This window comes from Bacillus infantis (genome assembly GCF_020171945.1).
GTDB classification, from domain to species: domain Bacteria; phylum Bacillota; class Bacilli; order Bacillales; family Cytobacillaceae; genus Bacillus_AB; species Bacillus_AB infantis_A.
The window spans coordinates 58,662-81,850 of sequence record NZ_JAIVAP010000020.1; the positions used below are offsets into that span (position 1 = coordinate 58,662).

Below are 23,189 nucleotides of genomic sequence, written 5' to 3' on the forward strand. Positions count from 1 at the left end.
AAAATAAAGCGAGAGAAATTGTAATTGCTTTCATTCTACCATATAATGAGCATACCCCGATTTAAATTCCTAATATTTTGAAAAAGGATGTGGCAGAATGGGTATTGTAGATTTTGGAAACAGGGCAAGCGAATATGCACGTTCCCGGAACGATGTTCCAAATAGTCTGTTTGATAGCCTTCATCTGAGAAATATAAATTTTGCCGGCAAAAAAGTGGCTGATCTGGGCTGCGGGACAGGAGTGCTGACAAGGAGGCTGGTATTCCGCAAAGCAGACGCAGTCGGAGTCGATCCCTCTGAAAAGCTCCTTCAGGAAGCTGCCGGGATCAGCCGGGATAAATATCTTGAAATTCCGTACAGAAAAGGGACTGCAGAAAATACAGGGCTTGACGGGGCAGAGTATGATATGGCGACGGTGCTACGTGCCTGGCACTGGTTTGACAGGGAAGAAGCCCTCAGGGAAATCAGCCGGATTCTTAAGCCGAAGGGACATCTGATTGTGGCAGATACAGGATTCAAGGCAGACCAAAGGCTTGTGGAAATCACATTTGATTTTTTGAAGAAAGAAGGAATAGAGCTTAAACCTGCCGGAAGCAAGGCCAATTCAAGGCGAAGAATCAATGGATTTCCTGTAGAGTGGTTCCAGGAGTGGGAAGAGGCCGGATTCGGGCTGAAGGATTTGTATGCGCTTCCATATGATGTCCATTTCAATAATGATGAATGGCTGGACAGAGTGGCTTCTTTATCATATTTGGCGGACCTCTCAAAAGAGGAAGGAGATAGATTGCTTCAGAGCCTGAGCGAAGAGCTTGAGGCACACTATGGTGCCAATGCCTCTCACGGGGTCGCGCATTTCTGCACTATAGCTATTCTTCAGGAGGGAATCCGGTAAAGTGACTGATGGAGGACATTCAGTACGGAGCGCTTTTTCAAGCCGAAATGTGCATAAGCCCCCCTTTTCGCTTATAATAGATTCATATAGTGATTTGAGAGGAGAATGACCATGGCAGGGAACAGCAAAAAGTCTGAATGGATTTCATGGGCCAAATCGATAGCCTTAGCGCTTGTCATTGCATTTATTTGCCGCCAGTTTATATTTGCGCCGGTGACAGTACAGGGTGAATCCATGATGCCGACCTTCCAGGATCAGAATAAAGTGATCGTGACCAAGCTCAGCAAGATTGAGCGTTTGGATGTAGTTGTATTTCATTCGCCTGATTCTGAGGATGATTATATAAAAAGGGTGATCGGTCTGCCTGGGGATGAAATTTCTGTGAAGGACGACCAGCTTTTTGTTAATGGAAAAAAAGTGGACGAACCGTACCTCGCTGAAAACCGCAAAGAAGCGGCAGAGTTTGGCATAGAACATCTGACTGAAAACTTTGGGCCGCTTGTTGTACCGGAGCATCAGTATTTTGTGATGGGCGACAACCGTCTGAACAGCAATGACAGCAGAAGTTTTGGATTCATTTCTGATGATTCTGTCGTAGGCGAAGCCAAATTCCGCTACTTCCCGCTCAATCGGATAGGAAATCCTGAGAAACCATAAAAGAAGGAGCCCGGCTGCTAATTAGCCGGGCTCTTTTCCTGTCACTCGCTTTTTTGATCCTTTAAAGCTCCTTGAACGTGATAAGGATTGAGATCAATGTCCGTATCATGCCCCAATGCCAGCTTTGCAAGCTGCTGTCCAAGAAACGGCCCCATCGTCAGGCCGGAGGCACCGAGCCCGTTGGCAGTGAACAGGCCTTCCCACCCAGGGACAGCTCCGATGACCGGAAGGAAGCCGGGAGTAAAGGGGCGGAAACCGACCCTGGCTTCTATCAGGCTGGCATCCGCCAGGCCGGGAGCTGTAGAGAGGGCTTTTGCAAGGACCTCCTGCATGCCTCCGGCTGTGATTCTCGCATCAAAACCGGATACATCATTTTCATGGGTTGCCCCTGCAACAATCCGTCCGCCGGTGAAGGCAAGCAGATACTGGTCACCGGGGGGCATAAGGACAGGCCAGCTGTCAGTTGCTTCATCCGGAAGCTTTAGGTGGGCAATCTGGGCCTTCTGATAGCTGACATCCATTTCAATGCCAAGCGGCTTGAATATTTCCGCTGCCCATGCGCCGGCACAGACGATTACAGCATCTGCCTCCCATTGTTCTTGACCGGCAAGGATGCCTGTCACCCGGTTGCCTTCATAGATCAGTGAAGCATCCTTCTCGAGAAAGACTGCCCCTTCCTTTTCTGCCGCACGGATAAGAGAATCCCTCAGTGCCCGACCGTCTACCCGGGCGGCTCCGCTGACATGTACTGCTGCAAACTCTTTATCAGCCGGAGGGAAAGCCTCAGCTGTCTGTTCCCGGGTAAGAAGAGTGACTTCCCCGATTTCCGGTGCTTCTTCTCTCCGCTTCAATGTCCGCTCTTCCGCTTTTTTAAGCTTATCGGTTTCCTTGTGCAGGATAAGGGCACCAACCCTGCTGTAGCCTGTATCTGTCTCGCCGCGCTCCTCGAGCTCCTTCACGAGCTCGGGATAATAGCGGGCCCCCGCTTTGGCCAGGCGGTACCAATCCTTATTGCGCCTCTGTGATACCCATGGGCAGACAATGCCTGCAGCAGCCGCAGTAGCCTGTCCTTTTTCATTCCGGTCCGCTAAAATTACCCGGTTACCCGACTTGGTCAGGTGGTAGGCAGCTGAGGCGCCCAATATGCCTGCGCCTATCACAATATAATTTTTCATAGCCTGCATCCTTTATAGTGAAATTTAGTTATAGTATACAGTCCTGTCAGGGTAATTGTAAAAAGTCCATAAAGCAGCTTTTTGATCCCTGACAAAATATGTAATTTTATGTGATATAATAAGAGAATCCTTACACGAAAGCAGGGACAATAAATGAAAAAACTCCTGACAATCGGCCTCGCAGCAACTCTTCTTGCAGGCTGCCAGAACATGCAGAGCGGGAAGCTGGATACAGATAATCTGGAAAAAGTGGAGATGGCTGATGTGGATGAAGAGCAGGCGAAGAAAATTCCTGTTACATATAAAGCACCAACTGTTGAAGAGGGACTTGATGCGCTCCCGTTTGAAATGGTGCTGCCGAAAAAGCTGCCTTTTGAAGGAGAGGGATTCCAGCCGCCGAGCATTATGGACATGGAGCATAATGGAAAGTATATCAGAGCTGAATTTTCAGCATTCCCGGATCAAGATGACGATAAGCAAAACATTTTAATGATCATGGCAGATTATCCAGTGGAATCATTTGAACAGCCCGGAGCGGAGACGGCGGAGCTTAAAGGCGGGGTAAAAGGGCTGTATGAAGGAAAAAGTATTGCCTTTCTTCAGGATAAGGTTCAGTATACCATTACCTATATGGATGAAAGCCTATCAGAAGACCAGCGAAAACAAGTACTATCTGAAATGGCCGGTGAAATGCTGAAGTAGCTCGCTTTGCAGGCTCCTGATATGGTATGCTAATGTTCATGTGCAAGCCTGGCTATGATTGCAGCGGTGATGGACAGGAAGAACTCTGCACAGAAACATGGGAGCTGATAGTAGATGACCAAAGCAAAAGGAAAAAGCGGCACTGGCAGAGGAACTGGAAAGAAAGGCTGGAACCGCTGGCAGGCGGGAGCCAAGAAAGCCAAAAGCGCCAAGCCGTATAAAAGCAAAGGTACGAAAAATCAAGCAAAATCCGGGGATTCCGGCGGGAATGCCCAAGGATGAAGATAAGAGCCAGAACATTCTTCTGGCTCTATTATATTTGCTCCATCATAAGAACCCTTTAGATATTTGTAAACCTATTTATCCTCTTTGCCGTCATTTCCTTCATCAACGCCTGTTGCCCGGTTGAATGCCTGGGAGATGATATTAAGACCCTGGTCCATCGCATTCATCGATTCACTTTTTTCCCCGATTTTTTTATCCTTCTTTTGTTTTTCCATAAAAGCACCTCCTGTGTTTATAGGATTCGATGCTATCCATGGATTATGCGTCTATTCCAGGAAGAAGCTGTTCACAGGCACCTCCGACAGGGCGATATGGGTGACTGTTCCTGCATAGGGTGTAATTGCATTGATGAATTCTTCAATATCCTCAAGCTTTTTCAGTCTCAGCTTGACGAGATAGCAGGCCTGGCCGGCTATCCGGGAGCAGAATTCCGCGTTAGGTACCATAGCGATTTTTTCCCTGAATCGCTGGTAATCTCCCTGCCGCAAGGTGACTTCTACAAAACATTCAATTCCATATCCGAGCTTTTTATAGTCAATGGATATGGTATATCCTTTGATGATTTCCTCACTTTCCAGGCGCCTGACACGTTCTGTGACTGAAGGGGCTGAGAGGTTTACCTTCTTCGCCAGCTCCCTCATTGACTGCCGCCCGTTTCTCTCCAGTTCCTGTAAAATGCGCTTGTCTATATCATCGATTATCATTTGTAAGCCTCCCTGTTAAAACATATTTCATTTGAAAAGAGTAGCGGTATAAACTGGTTTCAGATTAAATTCATTATTATTTTAATTCCTTCTATTATAAAAGCAGAAGGAGGAGTTGAAAATGCCAAGAATCAAATTGAATGAAAAACAGGGAGAGACCAATTTTCAAAAAGCGCTGGCTTATGTGCCTGAAGTGGCCGCTCTGTATGATGCCCTGTATGAGCAGCTGTGGAAGGAGCAAGGAATAAACGCGGATGTAAAGGAGAAGGTGCGCCTTTATCTGGCCAATAAAAATGGGTGTGCCACTTGCATGAGCCTTTCGTATATCGGTGGAATGGAACACAATGAAGTCATCGCCTATGCTGTGAAGCATAATGATTTCTCGGGTTTCGCTGACTGGGACCGGAAGCTGTTTGTTTTTCTGGACACCTACAGGTCCAATCCGCGCCTTTTAAAAGACTCTGATTTGGAATGGCTGAAAAATTCCTATGATGAAAAGGAAATTATGAAGCTGCTGGCACTCATCAATCTTTTTGACGGCTATCATAAAATGATTGTAAGCCTTGATTTATACGATTTTTGTTCTTTAGGGAAGGATGGTGCCTGATGGCTGTTCTGCTGTTGGTTGATATCCAGAAGGCATTCGAGGATTTTTCCTGGGGCGAGCGGAATAATCCTGGTGCGGAAAGAGAGGCTGCAAGGCTTTTGGACCATTGGAGAAACTGCAATATGCCGGTGATTCATGTCCAGCATACCTCCCATAGAAGGGAATCCCTGTTTTTCAAAGGAAGCATAGGCCATCAATTCAAGGAAGAAGTGAAGCCTGCAGCGGGGGAAAGCATTATCCAGAAAAGCGTCAACAGTGCATTTATCGGCACGTCCCTTGAAGCTTTGCTTAATAATCTAAAAAGCAAAGAGCTTGTCATTGCCGGGCTGACCACACCTCATTGCGTTTCCACCACTGTCCGGATGGCAGCCAATCTTGGCTTTTCGGCCTGGCTGCCGGAGGATGCCTGTGCATCCTTCGAACTGAAAGGCCATGACGGCACCATCTTCCCTCCCGGCGATATTCATCAAACAGAGCTTGCCATTCTCCATGGGGAGTTTGCGGAAGTGTGTACAACTGAAAAAGTGCTAGAGAAGTTCCCGGCCTGAAGTGCCGGGATTTTTTGATTTTAAAGGGATTTGGGGCAAGGCGTGATAGAATGAAAAGGGTTTGCGATTTTTTTTGAAAAAGTCTGTAGGGGTCTTTTATCCTGGTGTCGTCTATTATGTTGGAAGCTGCCAGAAAGGGGGAGAGAGAGATTAGCGACCAAGTTCTTATCCAGCAAACAAAGAGCGGCAATGAGCATGCCTTCCGGCTCCTGGTTGAAAAATACCGCAATGATTTGTTCCGGACAATCTTTGCGGTATTAAGGGACCGGAAGGAAGCGGAAGATGCCGCTCAGGAAGTATTTATAAAAATCTATTCCTCTCTCCCCCAATATGAGGACCAGGGCTTCAAAACCTGGATCACCAGAATTGCAGTCAATCATGCCATTGATGTAAAAAGAAAGAGGGACCGGCGCAGGGAGGATTCCCTTGAGTATGCCGGATATGAGCTCCACGGCACCCAGAAAGAGGCTGTGGAAGCCGAAGTGATGAATAAGGAAAGGCGGAAGCGGGTGAGGGAAAAGCTTCACCAGCTGCCGGATAATTACCGTGATGTAATCTATGACTTTTATATAGCTGAAAAAAGTTATCAGCAAATAGCGGATGAACAGAACGTCCAGGTGAAGACTGTGGAGACAAAGCTCTACAGGGCGCGTCTATGGATGAGGAAGCACTGGAAGGAGGATGATTTCTCATGAAGCACTTTACGTATGAGGAGTGGAAGCGGTATGCGAATGATGAACTGGCAGAGGCGGACAGGGAAATTTATGAAGATCATCTGTACAGCTGTGATGACTGCCTCGAGCTCTATTTGGAGGCAGTGGCAGCAACAGAGCTGCCGCAAATAGAAAGCGGCTCAAAGTTCACCGATTTGGTGATGGCACAAATCTCGGCAGAAGCAAAAGAGCCGGTCCAGCCGCTGATACATGAAGAAAAGAAGCACAGGCCATTCTACCAGTCGCCGCTGTTCCACTATTCCCTTGCAGCGGCAATGACCATCCTGCTCATGACGACCGGTGTTTTCCAGTCGATCACCCAGTATGCAGGAGCTGTTCAGGAACCGGATTTTCAGGAAAAGAAAACATCTGTGACAGAAGGGCTTGTGGATAAAACCTTTGCCTGGATGGATACGATCGAGAAGAAGAATAAGGAGGCAAATAAATAATGAAGAAAAATCCGATAATCGCTTTTCTTTTAGCTTTTTTCCCTGGGGGTGGCCTGCTTTATCTGGGAAAGACCCTTAGAGGTTTATTTTATACAGCGGCTGTGTTCGGGCTGATGATCTTAACGGTTGCTCTAATCAGCATGTACGTTTACGGGGATGGGGCATTGGTTTTTGCGCTGTTCGGCCTGCTGATCTATTTCGTGAACTTTGTTGATACAGCCATCACTGCATCAAAGCTCTACCAGCAGGGCGGCACAGTCTTTGCGGATGGCAGCGGGGCTGCTGGATCAGCTAAGCCGGCAGCCAGCCAGGAGTCGGAGCGCTTTTTTACCATTATCCTGTCCTTTGTGCCAGGTCTTGGGCACTTTCAGCTGGGCCTGATGAACCGGGGGCTTACACTCCTTACCGCTTTTCTTGGTCTGGGAGTGATGGTGCTGTTTGTGTCAGTGCTGACCCACCGAAGTGAGTTCCTTGTATTCTGGGCGATTCTGCCGGTGATTTGGGTATACGGCTTCTTTGATGCTATCCAGCAGCTGAACCGGAAGCATCGGGGCGAAGAGCTGGTGGACCGTACGATCATGGAGGATTTCGAGTCGAAGCGGGATGAAGGCAAGAAAAGCAAATCAATTGCCACCTTTCTGTCCATTTTTCCGGGAGCGGGCCATCTGTATCTTGGGCTGCAGCGGCGGGGCATTCAGCTGATGGCTGCCTTCCTGTTCTCCATTTATATCCTGGATGTGCTCAGGCTGGGGATCTTCCTGTTTCTGATCCCGATCATCTGGTTCTACAGCTTTTTCGACGGACTGCAGAAGTCTTCAAGGTACGGGAATGAGCCGTTGGAGGATACGCCGATCATTTCGTATTTCATCAATCATCAGAAATGGGTAGGGATCGGACTGGTTCTTGTAGGGCTGTACTATCTGACAACAAGCATCGTCCTTCCAGCTGTTTCTCCAGTGCTGTACGACATGATCGATATAGATATCCGCTATTGGTTTGACCGCTACTTCCAGACAGGCATTGTATGCATCCTGCTGATCGGAGGCGGGCTGCGCCTCCTTCTTGGCAGCAAATCTGTAAAAGAAAAGGCGGTTGATTAAATTGAGTATGGATGAGAAAAATGAAGGGCGGAATGAAGGAATGAGGACATGGCGAGTTGGTACATTCTCCATGGGGGCGGCACTGCTTTTCTTAGGTGTTTTCCTGCTGCTTTCTCGGATGCTTGATATGGACTTCGGCTATGCCATGATGTCATGGTGGCCGATCATCCTGGTGATCCTGGGAGCGGAAATCCTGCTGTTCCTGCTTTTTTCCAAACAAGAAAAGCCTTATCTGAAATATGATTTTCTCAGCATTCTCTTCGTCGGCATTCTCGGCACAGCAGGCATCGGATTCGCCGCAGTCAGCTCAACGGGCATACTGGATAAATTGGATGATGTGGTGAACAGGGAAGAGCGGACTATGGATTTGCCTGAGTTCACCGAAAAGCTGGATGGAAGCATTAAGAGGGTTATTGTCCAGACCGGAAACTCCCCGATCACTATTGAAGGTGCTTCCGGGAAAGACGTTTCCATGTTTGGCACCTACAGGGCGATGACCGGGAAAAAAGAAAACCTGATTTCGAAGTCAGCTGACTATGTCAGCTCCCACCGGAACGGCGACTCGCTCTATATCACGGTTAAAGAGCTCCCGAATGAAACAGCGGGGCCGTTTGAACGCTATGCCTCCATGGATGCAACGCTCCTTATTCCTAAGGGCGTAAAGCTTGAAGTGACAGGAACTGACAACATGGTGACCATGAAGCCGAGGGAGCTGATGAGCGACTGGAGTGTTGAACAAGTATCCCATGTCTCCCTTTATATCCAGGAAGAGAGCAGCCTGAAGGTAAATGCCTTTGATATAAAGGACCTTCAGGGCAGCGATGGGGACTGGAAGGTTACAAAAGAAGCAAAGCCCTCTGGTGAAGAGGGGTACGCAGATTCCGGCAGCAGCGGAAAGGATGCAACCTACCAGTCTGGCAGCGGAGAGCACCGTATCAGCATTTCCAACAGCTATAGTGTGAGTTTGAATACATCTGCCGAATAAGATGCAAGGCCATTTGGGCCCTGCATCTTTTTTGTTATCCTTATACTTCCTGAGCGGAGCTGCCTTTGATCGCATCCTCTTTTTTAGCCTTTGCCCGCATGTACATACCAATATTCAGGATGACAAGAATGCTGGAAACCATCAGAGAGCGGTCCGTCAGCCCATCGCGGAAAATATAACTGAACAGAGCCGCCAGGATAATAAGTGCTGCAAGCAATAAATGATGCATGATGATTCCTCCCATAATGTCTTTTTCACCAGTATACAGGCCGGAAATTTCACCCTTGTGAACAGGAGCTTACGGGAACCTTAACAAGGCAGGAATTAACAGCAGGGTGAAAATTGGGTATACTAAAGAGACTAATAATTTTACATAACGTTGGTGAAATATGAAGACATTTATTGAAAAAGTCCTGGAGCGATTATCTTCCGCGCAGCTGATCGTTCTGTTTTATTTATTTGCTGTTGTTCTTTCGGCTGTGCTGCTGGAGCTGCCGATCACCTTAAAGGAAGGCGTTGAACTATCTTTTATAGATGCTTTTTTTACATCTGTCAGCGCCATTAGCGTAACCGGTCTGTCCACTGTAAATATCAGCGAGATCCTCAGTGTGCCAGGCACTTTTATCTTTGCTTTCATTCTGCAGTTTGGCGGGATCGGCATCATGACGCTTGGCACCTTTTTCTGGCTGCTCGTCGGCAAGAAAATCGGCTTGCGGAAAAGAAAGCTGATCATGACGGACCAAAACCAATACAATCTTGCCGGGCTGGTAGTCCTCATCAGGCGGATTCTGGTCATCTTTATTACGATTGAACTGATCGGAGCCATTATCCTGGGTGTTTATTTTCTGCAATATTTTCCGACCTGGCAGGAGGCTTTCCTTCAGGGATTCTTTGCTTCTGTCAGTGCGACGACCAATGCGGGTTTCGATATTACAGGGCAGTCCCTGATCCCGTTTGCTGATGATTATTTTGTGCAGCTCATCAACATCATCCTGCTGATAGTTGGCGCCATCGGTTTTCCTGTACTGATTGAGATAAGAGAATTTATACGGCATCGCGGTACGATTCCCTATAAATTCACCCTTTTTACCAAAGTAACGACCGTGACCTTCTTTTTGCTGGTTGTATTGGGTACTGCGTTTATATGCCTTTTTGAGTATAATCATTTCTTTGCTGATAAATCGTGGCATGAATCCTTCTTCTACGCGCTGTTCCAATCTGTATCAACCCGGAATGGGGGGCTCGCAACCATGAATATCAGCGATTTTTCAGAGCCGACCTTGTTCTTTATCTCTATCCTGATGTTCATCGGCGCCTCTCCCAGCAGCGTAGGCGGAGGAATCAGGACAACGACCTTTGCCATCATGGTGCTGAGCATCTACACATATGCAAAAGGCAATACGCATATTAAAGTGTTTAGGAAGGAAATCATGCAGGAGGATGTGATCAAATCCTACATCGTCTTTACAACAGCCATCCTGATTTGCAGCCTGGCTGTAATCCTGCTCACCTTTACTGATCCAAAGTTCACCTTTCTGCAGATTGCATTCGAGGTGGCTTCTGCATTCGGAACAACCGGTCTCTCCATGGGAATTACAGCGGATCTGACGGATGTAGGGAAAATCATCATTATCCTGCTGATGTTCATCGGGCGGATCGGCATCCTGTCCTTCCTGTTCCTGATCAGGGGAACCCCGAACAAGGAAAAATACCATTATCCGAAGGAAAAAATCATCATTGGATAAAACGAGTCAGCCTGCCATAAATGCGGGCTGCTTTTTTTTATTCATCAAGGGGGCATCTTTCCATATATAAATATAAAAGCTATTGGAGGGATTGAAATGATCATTAAGGCAATAGATCTTGGGCTGATGTCGGAGCATTTAATGGTGCATAAAGGGGTCCTTGGGAAGCTGCGGCTGTATTTCTGCCTGGCAGAGGATGAAAGACTGAAACAAATCCTTTTTGAACAGGCGGTTATCATGGATAACCATGTAAAAGTCATGATCAGACTGATGGATCCAGAATTAAATGAAGGGGTGACTGCAGCCGATCTTCAGGAGCTGGAGCCGTTGGAGATAAATTGCAGCAATACGGCCGGCAGCATGACCGACCAGGAAATCGCGCTTGAATCAAGAAATGCTGCCAAGTCGATGGCCGGTACCAATTTCAGTTCGGCGCTTGAGATGAAGACGCCGAATGTCCGCCGTATCCATATACAGATGGCACTCCAGCAGACAGGGCTGCAGGACAAATACAGTGAACTGATAAAGGAAAAGGGCTGGGAATACGCTCCTGATTCAAACAGAAGGGAGCAGGAAGAGGCTGTTCGCCGATTCAAAGAGCTGTTTGGAGAGTAAGGCTCCCTACTCTTCTAAATTCCACCATCTTACCGCATAATGGCTGTTTGGGAGGTAGGCAACCTTCAGCTTCCTTCCCTCCAGCCGTTCTTCATAATAGCTTCGGCTGATATCCATGGAATAGACGTCCACAATTAAGTCTTCAAAAATAAGCTCCATTACAAACTCAGTTCCAGTTTCAGGGTCATCATATTCTGCCTCATCCGGAACGCCTTCTACAAACAGGAACTCTTTATTTTTATAGGCATCTTTATCCTTGTAGAGCAAATAGGCCTCATTTACAAAGTGCACGCCGGTCGAAAGGAAGACCACAGTAAAAATAAACAAGAAAATTCTGAACGGCCAGCTGTCTGCAGCCAAAACGCCCGCCAGAAGTGCAAGGCCGAAGCACAGGCTCATTGATACAGCGGTTATCGAACCAAGAACCTGGGACCATATGAAATCCTCCATTAATTCAGAAGCACCCCATAGTATGAACGAACCTATTAAAAGCAGAAGACATCCTGCCCCTGAAATGGCGGTCAGCCATTCGGAGGCAGACTGTGGTTTATGTATGACCCTTTTTTTGAAATTCAGTTTCTTTTTCTTCATATATAGACCTCCATCCGACCTTCACGTATATCTTTATATACGTTAAAAAGAGAGTTAAGTTTCGCCAAGGAAACTGAGGCTAATCAAAAGCAGACAAGTGTGCCGGAAGTTCCTGCTGCAAGCTTCTAAATAAATTCTATAATAAAATATTTGAATTTTTAAAAATATCTACTTATAATTAAATAAACTAAGTAGTTTATTTTTAAATATATAAAATTTTTGGAGACAAATGCTGTTTTTAAAAAAGCGGGTGAGAAAGATGAGCAGAAGAACAATCTCAAGAGAGATGAAGAAAACGAGCAAAAGCATCCATATGGAAGAATGGATCTGGGAGCTTTCCGGGCATATCCAGCCTTGCCGGTCAGGGGCGATTAAGGAACTGTTCTTAGATAGAATCAGAACAGAACTGGTAAAAGAGGGGCTGATAGATGAAGATGCTGTTATTACCAAAAAGCATGGGGAACTTTTTGCTGTGCTGATGGAAAAGCGTGCAAAAAGCTGCGGATAGAAAGGACTTTGCGTGATGGAAAACTATTTCACAGGAACCAGGGTCAGTCTGCGGCCTTTTAAAGAAGGAGACAGCACCCACATTTATCAGGCCCTCCTGGATCCTGAGTTCAGGAAGCTTACAGGGACACAGACCTTTTTTACAGAAGACAGCCTTGAAAAAGCCTATAAGAATTTTGATGGAGACAAATCGCGGATTGATCTTGTCATAACAGACAAAGAGACAGGAGCAGCTATAGGGGATCTGGCTCTGACGGAAATTGATTATATCAACAAAAATGCCAGCCTCCGGATCGCCCTTTATAAAAAAGAGCATTACGGAAAGGGGCTTGGAACTGAAGCCATTTCGCTTTTGCTTCAGTACGCCTTTGAAGTGCTCAGCCTTTACCGCGTGTATCTCAATGTGTATGAGTATAACAGCCGCGCCATCAGGGCTTATGAAAAACTGAGATTTGTAAAAGAAGGGGCTTTCAGGGGAGAACTGCTTTGGAATGGAGTCTACTACGACAATTTGATCATGGGCATTCTCAGGCATGAGTTTCGTCCTATGAGCACAAACAGGGAGGGGAATTGAGTGCCTCCTATTGTATCAGAGGAGTATAAACGGAATAAGAAGAAGGAAATTTTGGCCAGTGCGCTGAGATGCTTCGCCAGGAAAGGCTTCCAGGCAGCATCCATAGACGACATCGTTGCAGAATCAGGCATCAGCAAGGGTGCCATCTACAACTATTTTAAAAGCAAGGATGATATTTATATCACCCTTATGATGGAGCAGACGGAGGAAGCCAATGACCGCCTCCTGAATGAGATCGAGGCACTTGATTCCGCCGGTGCCAGGCTTTCTTATCTTTTTGACCGCTACAGCCGCTCAAGGCCGGATAAAGATATGAAAGATTACATTGTCGTCCATTATGAATTTACACTTCATTCTTCGCGGAATGAGGAGATCAGCAGAGTGCTGAAAGAGCGCGGCAATCAATTCTTCATTAACCTCATCCTCAAAATTGTGGAAGAGGGCAAGAAATCGGGAGAATTTGCAGCTGAAACAGATTCCCGCCTTATTGCCAATATGTTCTGGGTGGTGGTTGACGGAACGAATATCCAGCGCATCCTATTTGAAGATTTTCCTTCAGAGAAAGTTTATCTGACGTTTAAGCAGTTTATGTTGTCTTATATTAAGAATGGATAAAAATCAGAACACCTCACCGGATTATTCCTGAAATCTGCCGCCGTGCAGGTTTTTTATTTTTTCAGCAGCAGGTGCAGAGAAAGGATAATTATCGCCAAAAGGGGTATAATGCCAAGGTGCATAAACGAAAAAATTAAGGGTAAAATTATGCTTTTCAAACTGTATGGTGTTAAAATTGTGGAGGAAGCTTATTTCCTATATTAAGGAAAAAGTAATGGACAGTTTTGAATTGAGCGTTAATTTTATTAATAGGATGATGGGTATGAAAAGAGCAAGAATCATTTATAATCCAACCTCTGGACGGGAAATTTTCAAGAAGAATCTGCCTGAGGTGCTGCAGAAGCTGGAGGAAGCAGGCTACGAAACCTCATGCCATGCTACAACCTGCGAGGGTGATGCCACTAAGGCTGCACGTGTTGCTGTGGAAAGGAAATATGATCTGGTCATAGCAGCCGGGGGAGACGGGACAATCAATGAAGTGGTCAATGGGATGGCCGAGCAGGAGTACCGGCCGAAGCTGGGCATCATTCCGTGCGGCACGACCAATGACTTTGCCCGTGCGGTCCATATTCCCCGCGATGTACAGGCTGCAGTTGATATCATCATACAGGGCGATACGATCCCTGTAGATATCGGCCGATTCAATGATAAATATTTCATTAATATAGCCGGCGGCGGAAGGCTGACCGAGCTTACGTATGAAGTGCCGAGCAAGCTGAAAACCATGCTGGGGCAGCTGGCCTATTATCTGAAGGGAATTGAAATGCTCCCGTCGATTAAATCCACGGAAGTCAGCATTGAATACGATGGGAAACTGTATGAAGGTGAAGCCATGCTCTTTTTGGTCGGGCTTACCAACTCGGTGGGGGGCTTTGAACGCCTGGCCCCGGATGCGTCGATCAATGACGGGCTGTTTTCCCTGCTGATCCTGAAAAAGACGAACCTCGCCGATTTCATCCGGATTGCATCCATGGCAGTAAGAGGAGAGCATATCCATGATCCCCATGTCATCTATACACAGGCCAACCGGATAAAAGTAACCTCAAAAGAAAAAGTTCAGCTGAACCTGGACGGAGAATTCGGCGGACTGCTTCCAGCTGAATTCGTCAACCTGTACCGCCATCTTGAAGTGTTCGTGCCGATTGATAAGATCCGCAAGGAAGACCGGCCGTACGAAACAGTGGAGGAATAAGAAACAGGGAAGAGACTGGGTGTCTCTTCCCTGTTTTTTTGTTATACAAAAGGCGCGGAAAAGCTTCCGCGCCTTGTCTCATTTATTTATGCTTTATGCTTAATCAAATCAGTAATTGCGTGGTAAATCTCCATTCCCTGGTAAAGAAACAGAGTAGACGCCGTTAATGAAAAAGCGCCGATCATTAAGAATCGAATCCACATATGAGTTGTCCTCCTTATTGTTTGTTAGCTTAGCCGAACAATACAGGAGAACGGTCCACATAATTGGACTGATAAAAGACGCTCTTCAGGAAAAAATGATGAAGTGCGAAAGCAAGATGGCGGATGGCCAGGAATACCATAATAGCCGCAAGCAAGATAACAGCGGAACTGCCGTTTATTGCGGCAGGTTCGTGCTTTTCATCCGCAGTCAGCTGGAATGATTCCCCGGTTTCCCCGAGAAGGGCTGCCTTGCTTTCATGGACGGGCTTGTGATCCTGATGGATTGGCTGATAATGAACGAACAAAAATGACAGGATTGTCATTAAAAGCAGTGCTGAAACAGCTCTCGCCTTTCTCATCTTCCCACACCCCTTCGCCAAATAGAATATTACCATCATATCGCCTTTGTTCATGTTTTAAAACAAAAAAGTTTTGACAAAATCCCCAGTTTTGACGCGATTTGGGGATGAAAAGGTTTACTTTGCTGTGGTATCAAGGATGGGGAAATTTTGTGTTTTTTTTATTTGTGTGCGCTCGGATTCGGCTGGGGGAATGTATGGTGTGGAGGCGGTTATTTGCGGGTTTTGGGATATATTTGCGGGATTTGAATTTTATTTGCGGCTTTTTGGATATATTTGCGAGTTTCCAATTTTATTTGCGACTTTCGGCATATATTTGCGACTGTTCTCAGACCGGGGGACTCTGCAAGCAGGCCGCACATTCTGGTTATTAGCAACTTTTCAAGTTTATTAGCAACTTTCCTGTTTTATTAGCAACTTTTCAAGTTTATTAGCAACTTTCCGATTTTATTAGCAACTTCTTCAATATATTAGCAACTCCGCTCTCCGCCTTTCCCCCGAACCAGCCCAGCTCACTGCTAACCCCACTCTCCCTAAAATCTCCCCCACCTTCGCTTTCCACCACCCTTTGTGGTACAATCTTGCTAGTCAATAGAGCCACGGAAATTAACACAGCAAAGGACGAACGTGATGAAGGGTACTGTTCCAGTTCAGAAGAATGATTATATAGATGTAATGTTTGAAGATTTGACGCATGACGGGGCGGGAGTCGCAAAGGTGGACGGCTATCCGCTGTTTGTGCCGAACGGCCTGCCGGGCGAGAGGGCCCAGGTGAAGGTGACGAAGGTGAATAAAGGGTACGGCTTTGGCCGCCTGATGGAGATTTATGAAGAAAGCCCGCACCGTGTGAATGCACCGTGCCCGATCTATAAGGAGTGCGGCGGCTGCCAGCTTCAGCATCTCAGCTATCAGGGCCAGATGCTGGCAAAGGAAAAGCAGGTTCGGGATGTGCTGACAAGGATCGGAAAGCTTGAGGATGTGAAAGTCCATCCAGTTCTCGGGATGAGTGAGCCGTGGAGATACCGTAATAAAGCACAGGTGCCGATCGGCGAGCATGAAGGCGGCCTGATCGGCGGCTTTTATCAGCAGCGTTCCCATCAGATCATCGATATGAAAGAGTGCCTGATCCAGCAGGAAAAAAATGATGAAGTCGTCCAAACAGTCAAAGAGATCTGCGCCAAGTATGGAGTCAGGGCTTATGATGAAGGGCGCCATAAAGGTGAGCTCCGCCACATCATGGCGCGGCATGGCCTTGTGACTGGAGAAGTGATGGTCGTGCTGATTACAAGGACCAATGAGCTCCCGAACCGGAAAAAGATCACCGAGGAAATTGCAGCGAGCATAAAAGGGATCAAGTCGATCGTCCATAATGTGAACCCGAAGAAAACGAATGTGATTTTTGGAGACGTCACCCGTGTGATTTGGGGAGAAGAAGTGATTTACGATTATATTGGCGATATCAGGTTCGCCATCTCAGCCCGCTCTTTTTACCAGGTCAATCCGGAGCAGACGAAGGTGCTGTATGAAAAGGCGCTTGAGTATGCAGACCTCTCTGGCGAAGAAAGCGTCATAGATGCTTATTGCGGCATTGGCACCATCTCTCTTTTCCTCGCCCAAAAGGCAAAAAAGGTCTTCGGCGTGGAAATCGTGCCTGAGGCGATTGAGGATGCCAAGCGCAATGCTGCACTTAACGGGATAACTAACGCGGAGTTTGCGGTAGGGGAAGCGGAAAAGGTCATTCCTGATTGGTATAAAGAAGGAAACCAGGCGGATGTCCTGGTAGTCGACCCGCCGCGCAAAGGCTGTGACGAAGACCTGCTGCAGACGATTTTGAGCATGAAGCCGAAAAAAGTAGTCTATGTTTCCTGCAACCCGGCCACACTTGCCCGCGATTTGCGGATCCTTGAAGACGGCGGGTATAAGACAGAGGAAGTCCAGCCGGTCGATATGTTCCCGCAGACGATGCATTGTGAAGCAGTAGCAAAAATCATCCTAAGAGATTAATAAATCATAGAACCGAGGCAGCCTAACCAGGCTGCCTTTTCTCATACTTCTATAAGTTATGGCCCATACTAAAACGGGTGATGAAAATGGCATGCCGTTCTAGTAAAGAATTGAAAAGACTGGTTGAGGAAGCGCGGAATGAGACGGTGCACGGAAGGGTGGCCGATTATATCCCGGCGCTTGGGAAGGCGGATCCGGGGGATTTATCCATTGCGATCCAATATCCTGGCGGCGAATGCGTCTCTGCCGGTGATGTTGAGGAAAAGATTACGCTTCAAAGTGTGTCAAAAGTAATCAGCCTGGCCTATGTTTTAATGGAAAGGGGCCCTGACTATGTGTTCGACCGTGTCGGGATGGAGCCGACGGGCGATCCGTTTAATTCGATTGCCAAGCTTGAGACAATGGCGCCTGCCAAGCCGCTGAATCCAATGATTAATGCGGGGGCACTTGTAGTTACACATATGGTGGAAGGAAGTTCTCCTGATGAGCGTTTTGAAAGGCTGCTTGGTTTTGTGCGGCGGCTAGCAGATGATGAAACGATCGGCTACTGCCGGGAAGTGGCAGAGTCGGAATTGAGGACTGCCGATCTGAACAGGGCGCTTTGCTATTTCCTTAAGCAGCATGATGTCATCCAGGAAGAAGTGGAAGATCTGCTCGACTTATATACGAGGCAGTGCGCAATTGAGATGAATTGCCTGAATCTGGCGAGGATCGGCCTTGTTTTTGCGCTGGATGGAAAAGATCCGCTGACAGGCGTGCAAATCATGCCAAGGGATATCGCGCGGATCTGCAAGACTTTTATGGTAACCTGCGGCATGTATAATGCTTCAGGCGAATTTGCGATCAAAATCGGGATCCCGGCGAAAAGCGGTGTTTCAGGAGGGATCATGGGTGCGGTCCCTGGCCGTTTTGGCATTGGCATCTTCGGGCCGGCTCTTGATGAGAGGGGAAACAGCATTGCAGGGATCCGGCTTTTGGAACTGCTGTCGAAGAATTACAGCCTGAGCATGTTTTAACCCCAGAAAAAACCCGCTGTGATGACAGCGGGTTTCCGGCTTATGCAGGTTCCATGATCTGGTCAAAAAATGCAGCAATAAGCTGTTCAAGTTTGTCGGTATCCATCGGTTTGAATAAGCCGCTTGCCTTAATGGTTGCCATTGTGCTCTCGATCAAAAACCTTCTCGGATTCTTGGATCTTAGAAGCTCTTCCTGGATAAAGTCAAGAAGCTCCACGTACTTAGGCTCTTCTTTGTTGATAGCCTTTTTCAGCGTGAGGACCGTGTGATGGAGGTCCTTCTGGAAGCCGGGATTCGGGTGCCTGCAGTCTGGTGCCCATTTATCCAGAAGCTCCGGCTGGAACAGCTGGTCTTTTGTACTGGATACCTCTTCAACCATTTTTACAATTCTTTTCACACTGTACTGTACCACCTGGTGGATGCTGGCATTCACTTCATTCGCAATTGTGTGATATTTCAGGTTCTGGTTAAGGATACCGAGAAATATGATCGAGCAGTCAAGAAGATAGTATTTCTTGCTTTCGCCGAACAAATCGATGAACCGCTGGTACAGCCAGCGCAGCATGCGGAGCTGTCCGCGTTTGATGAATTCCTTCAGGTCTTCATCATTTAAGATGTAGACTTCTTCGAAAAGGGCGATCAGCTTATTCGCCCGGTTCGTTATCAGCTGAAGCTCGATCTGCTGGATGAATATATCTATATCGGCAGGATCCTGGCCGATGAGCAGTTCATTGCGTTCTTTTTCCAGCTGGGAATAGATGCTTCTGACCATCTCAATCAGGAGTTCATTCTTAGATGGAAAATAATTATAGAAGGTCCCTTTGGAGATTCCGCTGTACTCCAGGATATCCTGAATGCTGGTGGCCTGGAAGCCTTTATCGATAAACAGCTGGTGTGCCATTTTGATCACATGCTGTTTTCTGTCATTCATAAAATCACCTTTTTTAAGTAGTATACTGCCTGTATAAATTTTATAGTACACCATTTATTATGCCAAAACAAATCCAGTTATTTCAATGGAATTTAATGATTGCAATCTTTGTACCGATGGTATATGATATGTTTTGTGAAACAGGAGTCCAATATATTGGACTTAAAGTATAGGAGGAAAAAATGGAACAAAAAATAAATAATACAGGCAGACCGCCGTACGGTATGATAGCGGTTTTGATGATCGGAGCCTTTATTGCTTTCTTGAATAATACGCTCTTAAATATCGCGCTGCCTTCCATCATGAAGGAGCTAGAAATCGGTGCATCGACTGTTCAATGGCTGACTACCGGCTTTATGCTCGTCAACGGAATTTTAATCCCTACAACTGCATTCCTTATTCAAAAATATTCTGTACGCAGGCTGTTCCTTGCAGCCATGCTTTTATTTACAGCCGGGACTGTGCTGGCCGGAACTGCGCACATTTTCCCGGTATTGCTGGCTGGAAGGATGCTTCAGGCATCAGGTTCAGCTATTCTCATGCCGCTCTTGATGAATGTTATGCTGATCAGCTTCCCTGTTGAAAAAAGGGGAACGGCGATGGGTGTATTCGGACTGATCCTCATGTTTGCACCTGCAATCGGCCCTACGCTGTCAGGATGGATCATTGAGCACTATGATTGGAGAATGCTGTTCCACTTCATTACTCCGATAGCGGCTGTAGTCCTGCTCGTCGGATTCTTCCTGCTGAAAGATAAGAAGGAAAAAGTGAATATCCGCCTGGATATGCTGTCTCTTATCCTGTCCAGCATCGGTTTCGGGGGAATCCTTTACGGATTCAGCTCAGCGGGGGACAAAGGCTGGGACAGCCCGCATGTGTATGTAACGATCACAGTGGGTGTAATCTCGCTGATTATTTTCATCCTGCGCCAGACAAAGCAGGAGCGCCCGATGCTGAACTTTGCGGTATATAAATATCCGATGTTTGCTTTATCATCAGCCATCACAATGGTAGTCAATATGGCACTGTTCTCCGGGATGATTCTTCTGCCGATCTATGTACAGACGCTTCGCGGGATCTCGCCTATGGATGCAGGGCTTCTGCTTCTGCCTGGAGCCATCATCATGGCATTCATGTCGCCAATTACCGGCCGTCTGTTCGACAAATTCGGAGGCCGCGTGCTGGCGATCATTGGACTTACGATCACTGTAGTAACGACTTACTTGTTCTCAAAGCTCACTCTTGATACGACTTATACAAATCTGATCATTCTTTACTCTGTCCGCATGCTTGGAATGTCCATGGTTATGATGCCGGTATCAACTAATGGCCTTAACCAGCTGCCAGCCCAGTACTATCCGCACGGGACAGCGATGAATAACACTTTGAACCAGGTATCTGGCGCGATTGGTACGGCATTGCTTGTGACAATCATGTCAACCCGGACGAAAACCCATGCTGAAGAGATTGCTGCTGATGCATTGCAGCAGTCGGCAGGGTCGAATGCCGGCGTCCAGCCGACAGAAGCTGCGCTTGCCCAAATGGAGCAGCAGATCGGCATGCAGGCTATGCTTGAAGGCATCAATGATGCTTTCCTTGTGGCAACCTTCATTGCTGGTGTTGCCCTTGTGCTTGCCTTCTTCATTAAACGTGCAAGGCCGGCTGAAGAACCAGCTGAAGCTAAATCTTCACAGGAAAAAGCTGCACCGAAGCTGGCTGAAAATTAATAGAGAAAAGGAGAATGTCCGAGGGCATTCTCCTTTTTTATATGCAAAAAAGGAAGAGCAGAATCTCTTCCTTTTTCCTTTTAATATGTTTTTACCACATCATCGAAAGCCCTTCTTGATTTCGGACGCGGATCTTTTGTGCGGTAGCCGAATGCAGCCATAACGGATATGCCGAAGTGGCCGTCCTCGAGGATGCCTTCCTCCTGGAGCAGTTCATTCATTTTTTCAATATTAAAGCCTTCGATCGGGCAGGAATCGATGCCGATCTGGGCAGCAGCTGTCATCATATTGGCAAGGGCGATGTAGGTCTGCTTGGAAGCCCAGTCATACAGCGGACGGTCTCCTTCAAGAAGCTTGAAGTCATCTTTTTGGAATTCTTCAACCCGGCCGAGGTATTTTTCGAGTATATCAGAAGGCATATTCAAGACATTGGTGAATTGATCCTTCAAATAATCAGAGTCATACTTTGTATCCATTTTGGTCCGCGCCAGAATGACGACGAAATGGCTCGCATCAGGCAGCTTGCTGTAGGCACCCCAGGAAGCGTTTTTGATTTTTTCCCGAAGCTCCGGGCTTTCAATGACAGCAAAACGCCAAGGCTCAAATCCGAATGAGCTTGGAGAGAGGCGGCCGGTTTCCATGATGAAGCGGAAGTCATCCTCCGGGATTTTTTTATCTGGATCAAATTCCTTTGTTGCGTGGCGGAAATGGTAAGCGTCCAGAATCTCCTGCTTTAATTCTTCTTTATTGCGCATCTCGTCAACTCCTTCATTTTTACTCTCATTAAAATTACCATAATCCATTTTTTAATTCATGAAATCGGCTCGGTATAAAATAGCCATTGTGCATGTGGAAAATTATGTATTCTGTTCCTCTATTTCCATATATTAATCCAGGGTCGGTGCGGGTAGATAATAACTACAGCTGAATAAGGGAATTTCTTGGAAAAGCTGGATTGCCCAGAACTGTTTTTAATATGTTTCCAGCAGAGTCCATCGGGTAATTGAAAAACAGAGCCACAAAAAAATTACAGGAGGTAATCATGATGAATGACAACAAAAAGTTCATTGGAGTATTTGATACGCAGGAAGAAGCAATTAAGAAGATTGATGACTTGAAGCTCCAGGGCTACGGAGAATCGGATATTTATGCCGTTGCAAAGGATGCCGATGATATCTCTATGGTAAGAGGCCGCACCGGGGCAGAAGTGGAAGGAACGGATGCGGACAGCAGTACATGGCTGGACAAGTTCATGTCATTCCTGACGGGAGAGGATGAAGTCCGCGGAGGAATGCAGAATATGGGCTTGACGGATGAAGAGTCTGACCGCTATTACAGTGATATTCAGGCAGGAAAAATCCTGCTGTACGTTGATAAGGATTATGATCAATTCTATGGTGACCGGACACTTGCTAATGAAGCTGACCCTGCAAGGCCTGCTTCACCGACCCTTGATGCTACAGGCTACGGTGCAGTAACCGGGCCGAATAGTACAGCAGGTACAGCCGGCATGGCCAATACTGCAGGAATGCGTACAGGCAGCCTGACTGACGAGCCCGACGGCTATGTAGAGGGTGTCAAGGCAGATGAAGTGACCAGAGCTGCTGATGTAGAGGCTGTCAAGGCAGGTAAAGTGAACGGCTATGCTGATGATGAAGATGACTTGACGGACGAACAGCGCCTGCGCCTGCGCGAGGAGCGCCTGCAGGTTGATAAAGAGCGCGTCCAGACCGGTGAGGTCCATGTTGAAAAAGATGTGGTAGAAGAAGATCGTTCTGTTGATGTGAATGTCAGCCATGATGAAGTATATGTAGAACGGCGCAAAGTCGACGGACAGGCAGTTGACGGAGACACTGGACCGATTGTCGATGACAATGACGATATAAGAATTCCAATTACAGAAGAACGCCTGGAAGTTACGAAGAAGCCTGTTGTGACTGAGGAGCTTGTTGTCGGCAAGCGGAAGGTTGAGGATACAGAGACTGTCAGGGATACAGTCAAGCGTGAAAAAGCCCATGTAGATGGAGCGGATGATTACGATGAAGATGACCGTGATTCCAGCACAGCCTATATGAGCAGCGACCAGGACGACAGCCTGGCAGACCGTATGGACGACCGCGGCCGCTTTTAATCTAATGATTTTATTGATGAAACAGCCAGCATTCTGCTGGCTGTTTCAGACTGTAGACAAACTCGAAGAAATTCGGGTTTGCCTACAGTCTATTTTTTTATAAAATATAAGATATACCAATGCTTGAGGTGAAAAAAATGCTGACTAAGAATAATTCAATCC

The 23,189-nt window shown here is 46.9% G+C and carries 28 protein-coding genes; 20 read left to right on the forward strand and 8 right to left on the reverse strand.

Translation table 11 applies throughout. The features are described from left to right. Positions 1–97 precede the first annotated feature (97 nt). Positions 98–892: a class I SAM-dependent methyltransferase gene (locus LCM00_RS20510; protein ID WP_224905515.1), complete on the forward strand. Its 795-nt coding sequence runs from the start codon at positions 98–100 to the stop codon at positions 890–892. A gap of 105 nt (positions 893–997) precedes the next feature. Then, a complete protein-coding gene (gene lepB, locus LCM00_RS20515) occupies positions 998–1,549 on the forward strand; it encodes a signal peptidase I (RefSeq protein ID WP_276541735.1) in 552 nt (183 codons plus the stop codon). 41 nt (positions 1,550–1,590) lie between these two features. Here the strand turns inward: lepB and LCM00_RS20520 are convergent, their stop codons facing one another. Continuing rightward, a complete protein-coding gene (locus LCM00_RS20520) occupies positions 1,591–2,724 on the reverse strand; it encodes an NAD(P)/FAD-dependent oxidoreductase (RefSeq protein WP_224905519.1) in 1,134 nt (377 codons plus the stop codon). 153 nt (positions 2,725–2,877) lie between these two features. On the opposite strand from LCM00_RS20520, the gene LCM00_RS20525 reads away from it, so the two are divergent. Both LCM00_RS20525 and LCM00_RS20530 read left to right on the forward strand, forming a co-directional pair. Beyond that, positions 2,878–3,426, forward strand: coding sequence for a hypothetical protein (locus LCM00_RS20525; protein ID WP_224905521.1), 549 nt, complete (start codon positions 2,878–2,880; stop codon positions 3,424–3,426). A 114-nt stretch (positions 3,427–3,540) separates the two neighbouring features. Next, the gene (locus LCM00_RS20530; RefSeq protein ID WP_224905523.1) at positions 3,541–3,708 is read left to right on the forward strand and encodes a DUF3934 family protein; all 168 of its coding nucleotides are present in this window, start codon (positions 3,541–3,543) and stop codon (positions 3,706–3,708) included. A gap of 74 nt (positions 3,709–3,782) precedes the next feature. On the opposite strand, the gene LCM00_RS20535 is transcribed toward LCM00_RS20530, so the two are convergent. Continuing rightward, positions 3,783–3,926 (reverse strand): hypothetical protein, encoded by a 144-nt coding sequence (locus tag LCM00_RS20535; RefSeq protein WP_224905525.1) that lies wholly within the window; start codon positions 3,924–3,926, stop codon positions 3,783–3,785. Between the two features lie 51 nt (positions 3,927–3,977). After that, complete coding sequence (locus LCM00_RS20540) at positions 3,978–4,415, reverse strand: Lrp/AsnC family transcriptional regulator (protein ID WP_224905527.1); 438 nt, start codon at positions 4,413–4,415, stop codon at positions 3,978–3,980. 121 nt (positions 4,416–4,536) lie between these two features. Here LCM00_RS20540 and LCM00_RS20545 point away from each other — a divergent pair, with 121 nt between their 5' ends. From LCM00_RS20545 to LCM00_RS20570, 6 genes are all read left to right on the forward strand, one after another. Continuing rightward, positions 4,537–5,022 carry a carboxymuconolactone decarboxylase family protein gene (locus LCM00_RS20545; protein ID WP_224905529.1) on the forward strand — a complete coding sequence of 162 codons (486 nt, stop codon included), beginning with the start codon at positions 4,537–4,539 and terminating at the stop codon, positions 5,020–5,022. After that, entirely contained in the window at positions 5,022–5,570 is a 549-nt protein-coding gene (locus LCM00_RS20550) for a cysteine hydrolase family protein (RefSeq protein ID WP_224905531.1), read from the forward strand. The genes LCM00_RS20545 and LCM00_RS20550 overlap by 1 nt, the downstream gene beginning before the upstream one ends. Positions 5,571–5,686: 116 nt before the next feature. Then, positions 5,687–6,265: an RNA polymerase sigma factor gene (locus LCM00_RS20555; RefSeq protein WP_224905578.1), complete on the forward strand. Its 579-nt coding sequence runs from the start codon at positions 5,687–5,689 to the stop codon at positions 6,263–6,265. Further along, positions 6,262–6,732, forward strand: coding sequence for an anti-sigma factor (locus tag LCM00_RS20560; RefSeq protein WP_224905533.1), 471 nt, complete (start codon positions 6,262–6,264; stop codon positions 6,730–6,732). Before LCM00_RS20555 ends, LCM00_RS20560 begins: the two co-directional genes overlap by 4 nt. Then, positions 6,732–7,832, forward strand: coding sequence for a hypothetical protein (locus LCM00_RS20565; protein WP_224905535.1), 1,101 nt, complete (start codon positions 6,732–6,734; stop codon positions 7,830–7,832). Before LCM00_RS20560 ends, LCM00_RS20565 begins: the two co-directional genes overlap by 1 nt. A 40-nt stretch (positions 7,833–7,872) precedes the next feature. Then, on the forward strand, positions 7,873–8,817 hold the full coding sequence (locus LCM00_RS20570) for a LiaI-LiaF-like domain-containing protein (protein ID WP_224905537.1): 945 nt from the start codon (positions 7,873–7,875) through the stop codon (positions 8,815–8,817). Positions 8,818–8,857: 40 nt separating this feature from the next. On the opposite strand, the gene LCM00_RS20575 is transcribed toward LCM00_RS20570, so the two are convergent. Beyond that, a complete protein-coding gene (locus LCM00_RS20575) occupies positions 8,858–9,046 on the reverse strand; it encodes a hypothetical protein (protein ID WP_224905539.1) in 189 nt (62 codons plus the stop codon). 160 nt (positions 9,047–9,206) lie between these two features. On the opposite strand from LCM00_RS20575, the gene LCM00_RS20580 reads away from it, so the two are divergent. Both LCM00_RS20580 and LCM00_RS20585 read left to right on the forward strand, forming a co-directional pair. Next, on the forward strand, positions 9,207–10,562 hold the full coding sequence (locus LCM00_RS20580; protein ID WP_224905540.1) for a TrkH family potassium uptake protein: 1,356 nt from the start codon (positions 9,207–9,209) through the stop codon (positions 10,560–10,562). A gap of 96 nt (positions 10,563–10,658) precedes the next feature. Then, on the forward strand, positions 10,659–11,177 hold the full coding sequence (locus LCM00_RS20585; protein ID WP_224905542.1) for a spore coat protein: 519 nt from the start codon (positions 10,659–10,661) through the stop codon (positions 11,175–11,177). Between the two features lie 6 nt (positions 11,178–11,183). Here LCM00_RS20585 and LCM00_RS20590 read toward each other — a convergent pair whose 3' ends face one another. Next, complete coding sequence (locus tag LCM00_RS20590) at positions 11,184–11,768, reverse strand: hypothetical protein (RefSeq protein WP_224905544.1); 585 nt, start codon at positions 11,766–11,768, stop codon at positions 11,184–11,186. Between the two features lie 259 nt (positions 11,769–12,027). Here LCM00_RS20590 and LCM00_RS20595 point away from each other — a divergent pair, with 259 nt between their 5' ends. The 4 genes from LCM00_RS20595 (at position 12,028) to LCM00_RS20610 (ending at position 14,656) form a co-directional block, all read left to right on the forward strand. Continuing rightward, on the forward strand, positions 12,028–12,276 hold the full coding sequence (locus tag LCM00_RS20595) for a hypothetical protein (protein ID WP_224905546.1): 249 nt from the start codon (positions 12,028–12,030) through the stop codon (positions 12,274–12,276). 15 nt (positions 12,277–12,291) lie between these two features. Then, entirely contained in the window at positions 12,292–12,849 is a 558-nt protein-coding gene (locus LCM00_RS20600; RefSeq protein WP_224905548.1) for a GNAT family N-acetyltransferase, read from the forward strand. After that, on the forward strand, positions 12,850–13,464 hold the full coding sequence (locus LCM00_RS20605; protein ID WP_224905550.1) for a TetR/AcrR family transcriptional regulator: 615 nt from the start codon (positions 12,850–12,852) through the stop codon (positions 13,462–13,464). Positions 13,465–13,726: 262 nt separating this feature from the next. Next, the gene (locus LCM00_RS20610) at positions 13,727–14,656 is read left to right on the forward strand and encodes a diacylglycerol kinase (RefSeq protein WP_224905552.1); all 930 of its coding nucleotides are present in this window, start codon (positions 13,727–13,729) and stop codon (positions 14,654–14,656) included. A gap of 232 nt (positions 14,657–14,888) precedes the next feature. On the opposite strand, the gene LCM00_RS20615 is transcribed toward LCM00_RS20610, so the two are convergent. Continuing rightward, positions 14,889–15,218 (reverse strand): hypothetical protein, encoded by a 330-nt coding sequence (locus LCM00_RS20615; protein WP_224905554.1) that lies wholly within the window; start codon positions 15,216–15,218, stop codon positions 14,889–14,891. Positions 15,219–15,848: 630 nt separating this feature from the next. On the opposite strand from LCM00_RS20615, the gene rlmD reads away from it, so the two are divergent. After that, entirely contained in the window at positions 15,849–17,222 is a 1,374-nt protein-coding gene (gene rlmD / locus LCM00_RS20620; RefSeq protein ID WP_224905556.1) for a 23S rRNA (uracil(1939)-C(5))-methyltransferase RlmD, read from the forward strand. Between the two features lie 86 nt (positions 17,223–17,308). Beyond that, the gene (gene glsA / locus LCM00_RS20625) at positions 17,309–18,238 is read left to right on the forward strand and encodes a glutaminase A (RefSeq protein ID WP_224905558.1); all 930 of its coding nucleotides are present in this window, start codon (positions 17,309–17,311) and stop codon (positions 18,236–18,238) included. Positions 18,239–18,278: 40 nt separating this feature from the next. Here the strand turns inward: glsA and LCM00_RS20630 are convergent, their stop codons facing one another. Then, positions 18,279–19,169 (reverse strand): TetR/AcrR family transcriptional regulator, encoded by an 891-nt coding sequence (locus LCM00_RS20630; RefSeq protein ID WP_224905560.1) that lies wholly within the window; start codon positions 19,167–19,169, stop codon positions 18,279–18,281. Positions 19,170–19,351: 182 nt separating this feature from the next. Here LCM00_RS20630 and LCM00_RS20635 point away from each other — a divergent pair, with 182 nt between their 5' ends. Further along, the gene (locus LCM00_RS20635; protein ID WP_224905562.1) at positions 19,352–20,896 is read left to right on the forward strand and encodes a DHA2 family efflux MFS transporter permease subunit; all 1,545 of its coding nucleotides are present in this window, start codon (positions 19,352–19,354) and stop codon (positions 20,894–20,896) included. 80 nt (positions 20,897–20,976) lie between these two features. Here the strand turns inward: LCM00_RS20635 and LCM00_RS20640 are convergent, their stop codons facing one another. Next, positions 20,977–21,651 (reverse strand): NAD(P)H-dependent oxidoreductase, encoded by a 675-nt coding sequence (locus LCM00_RS20640; RefSeq protein WP_224905564.1) that lies wholly within the window; start codon positions 21,649–21,651, stop codon positions 20,977–20,979. 290 nt (positions 21,652–21,941) lie between these two features. On the opposite strand from LCM00_RS20640, the gene LCM00_RS20645 reads away from it, so the two are divergent. Next, on the forward strand, positions 21,942–23,027 hold the full coding sequence (locus LCM00_RS20645) for a YsnF/AvaK domain-containing protein (RefSeq protein WP_224905566.1): 1,086 nt from the start codon (positions 21,942–21,944) through the stop codon (positions 23,025–23,027). The last annotated feature ends 162 nt before the right edge of the window (positions 23,028–23,189 follow it).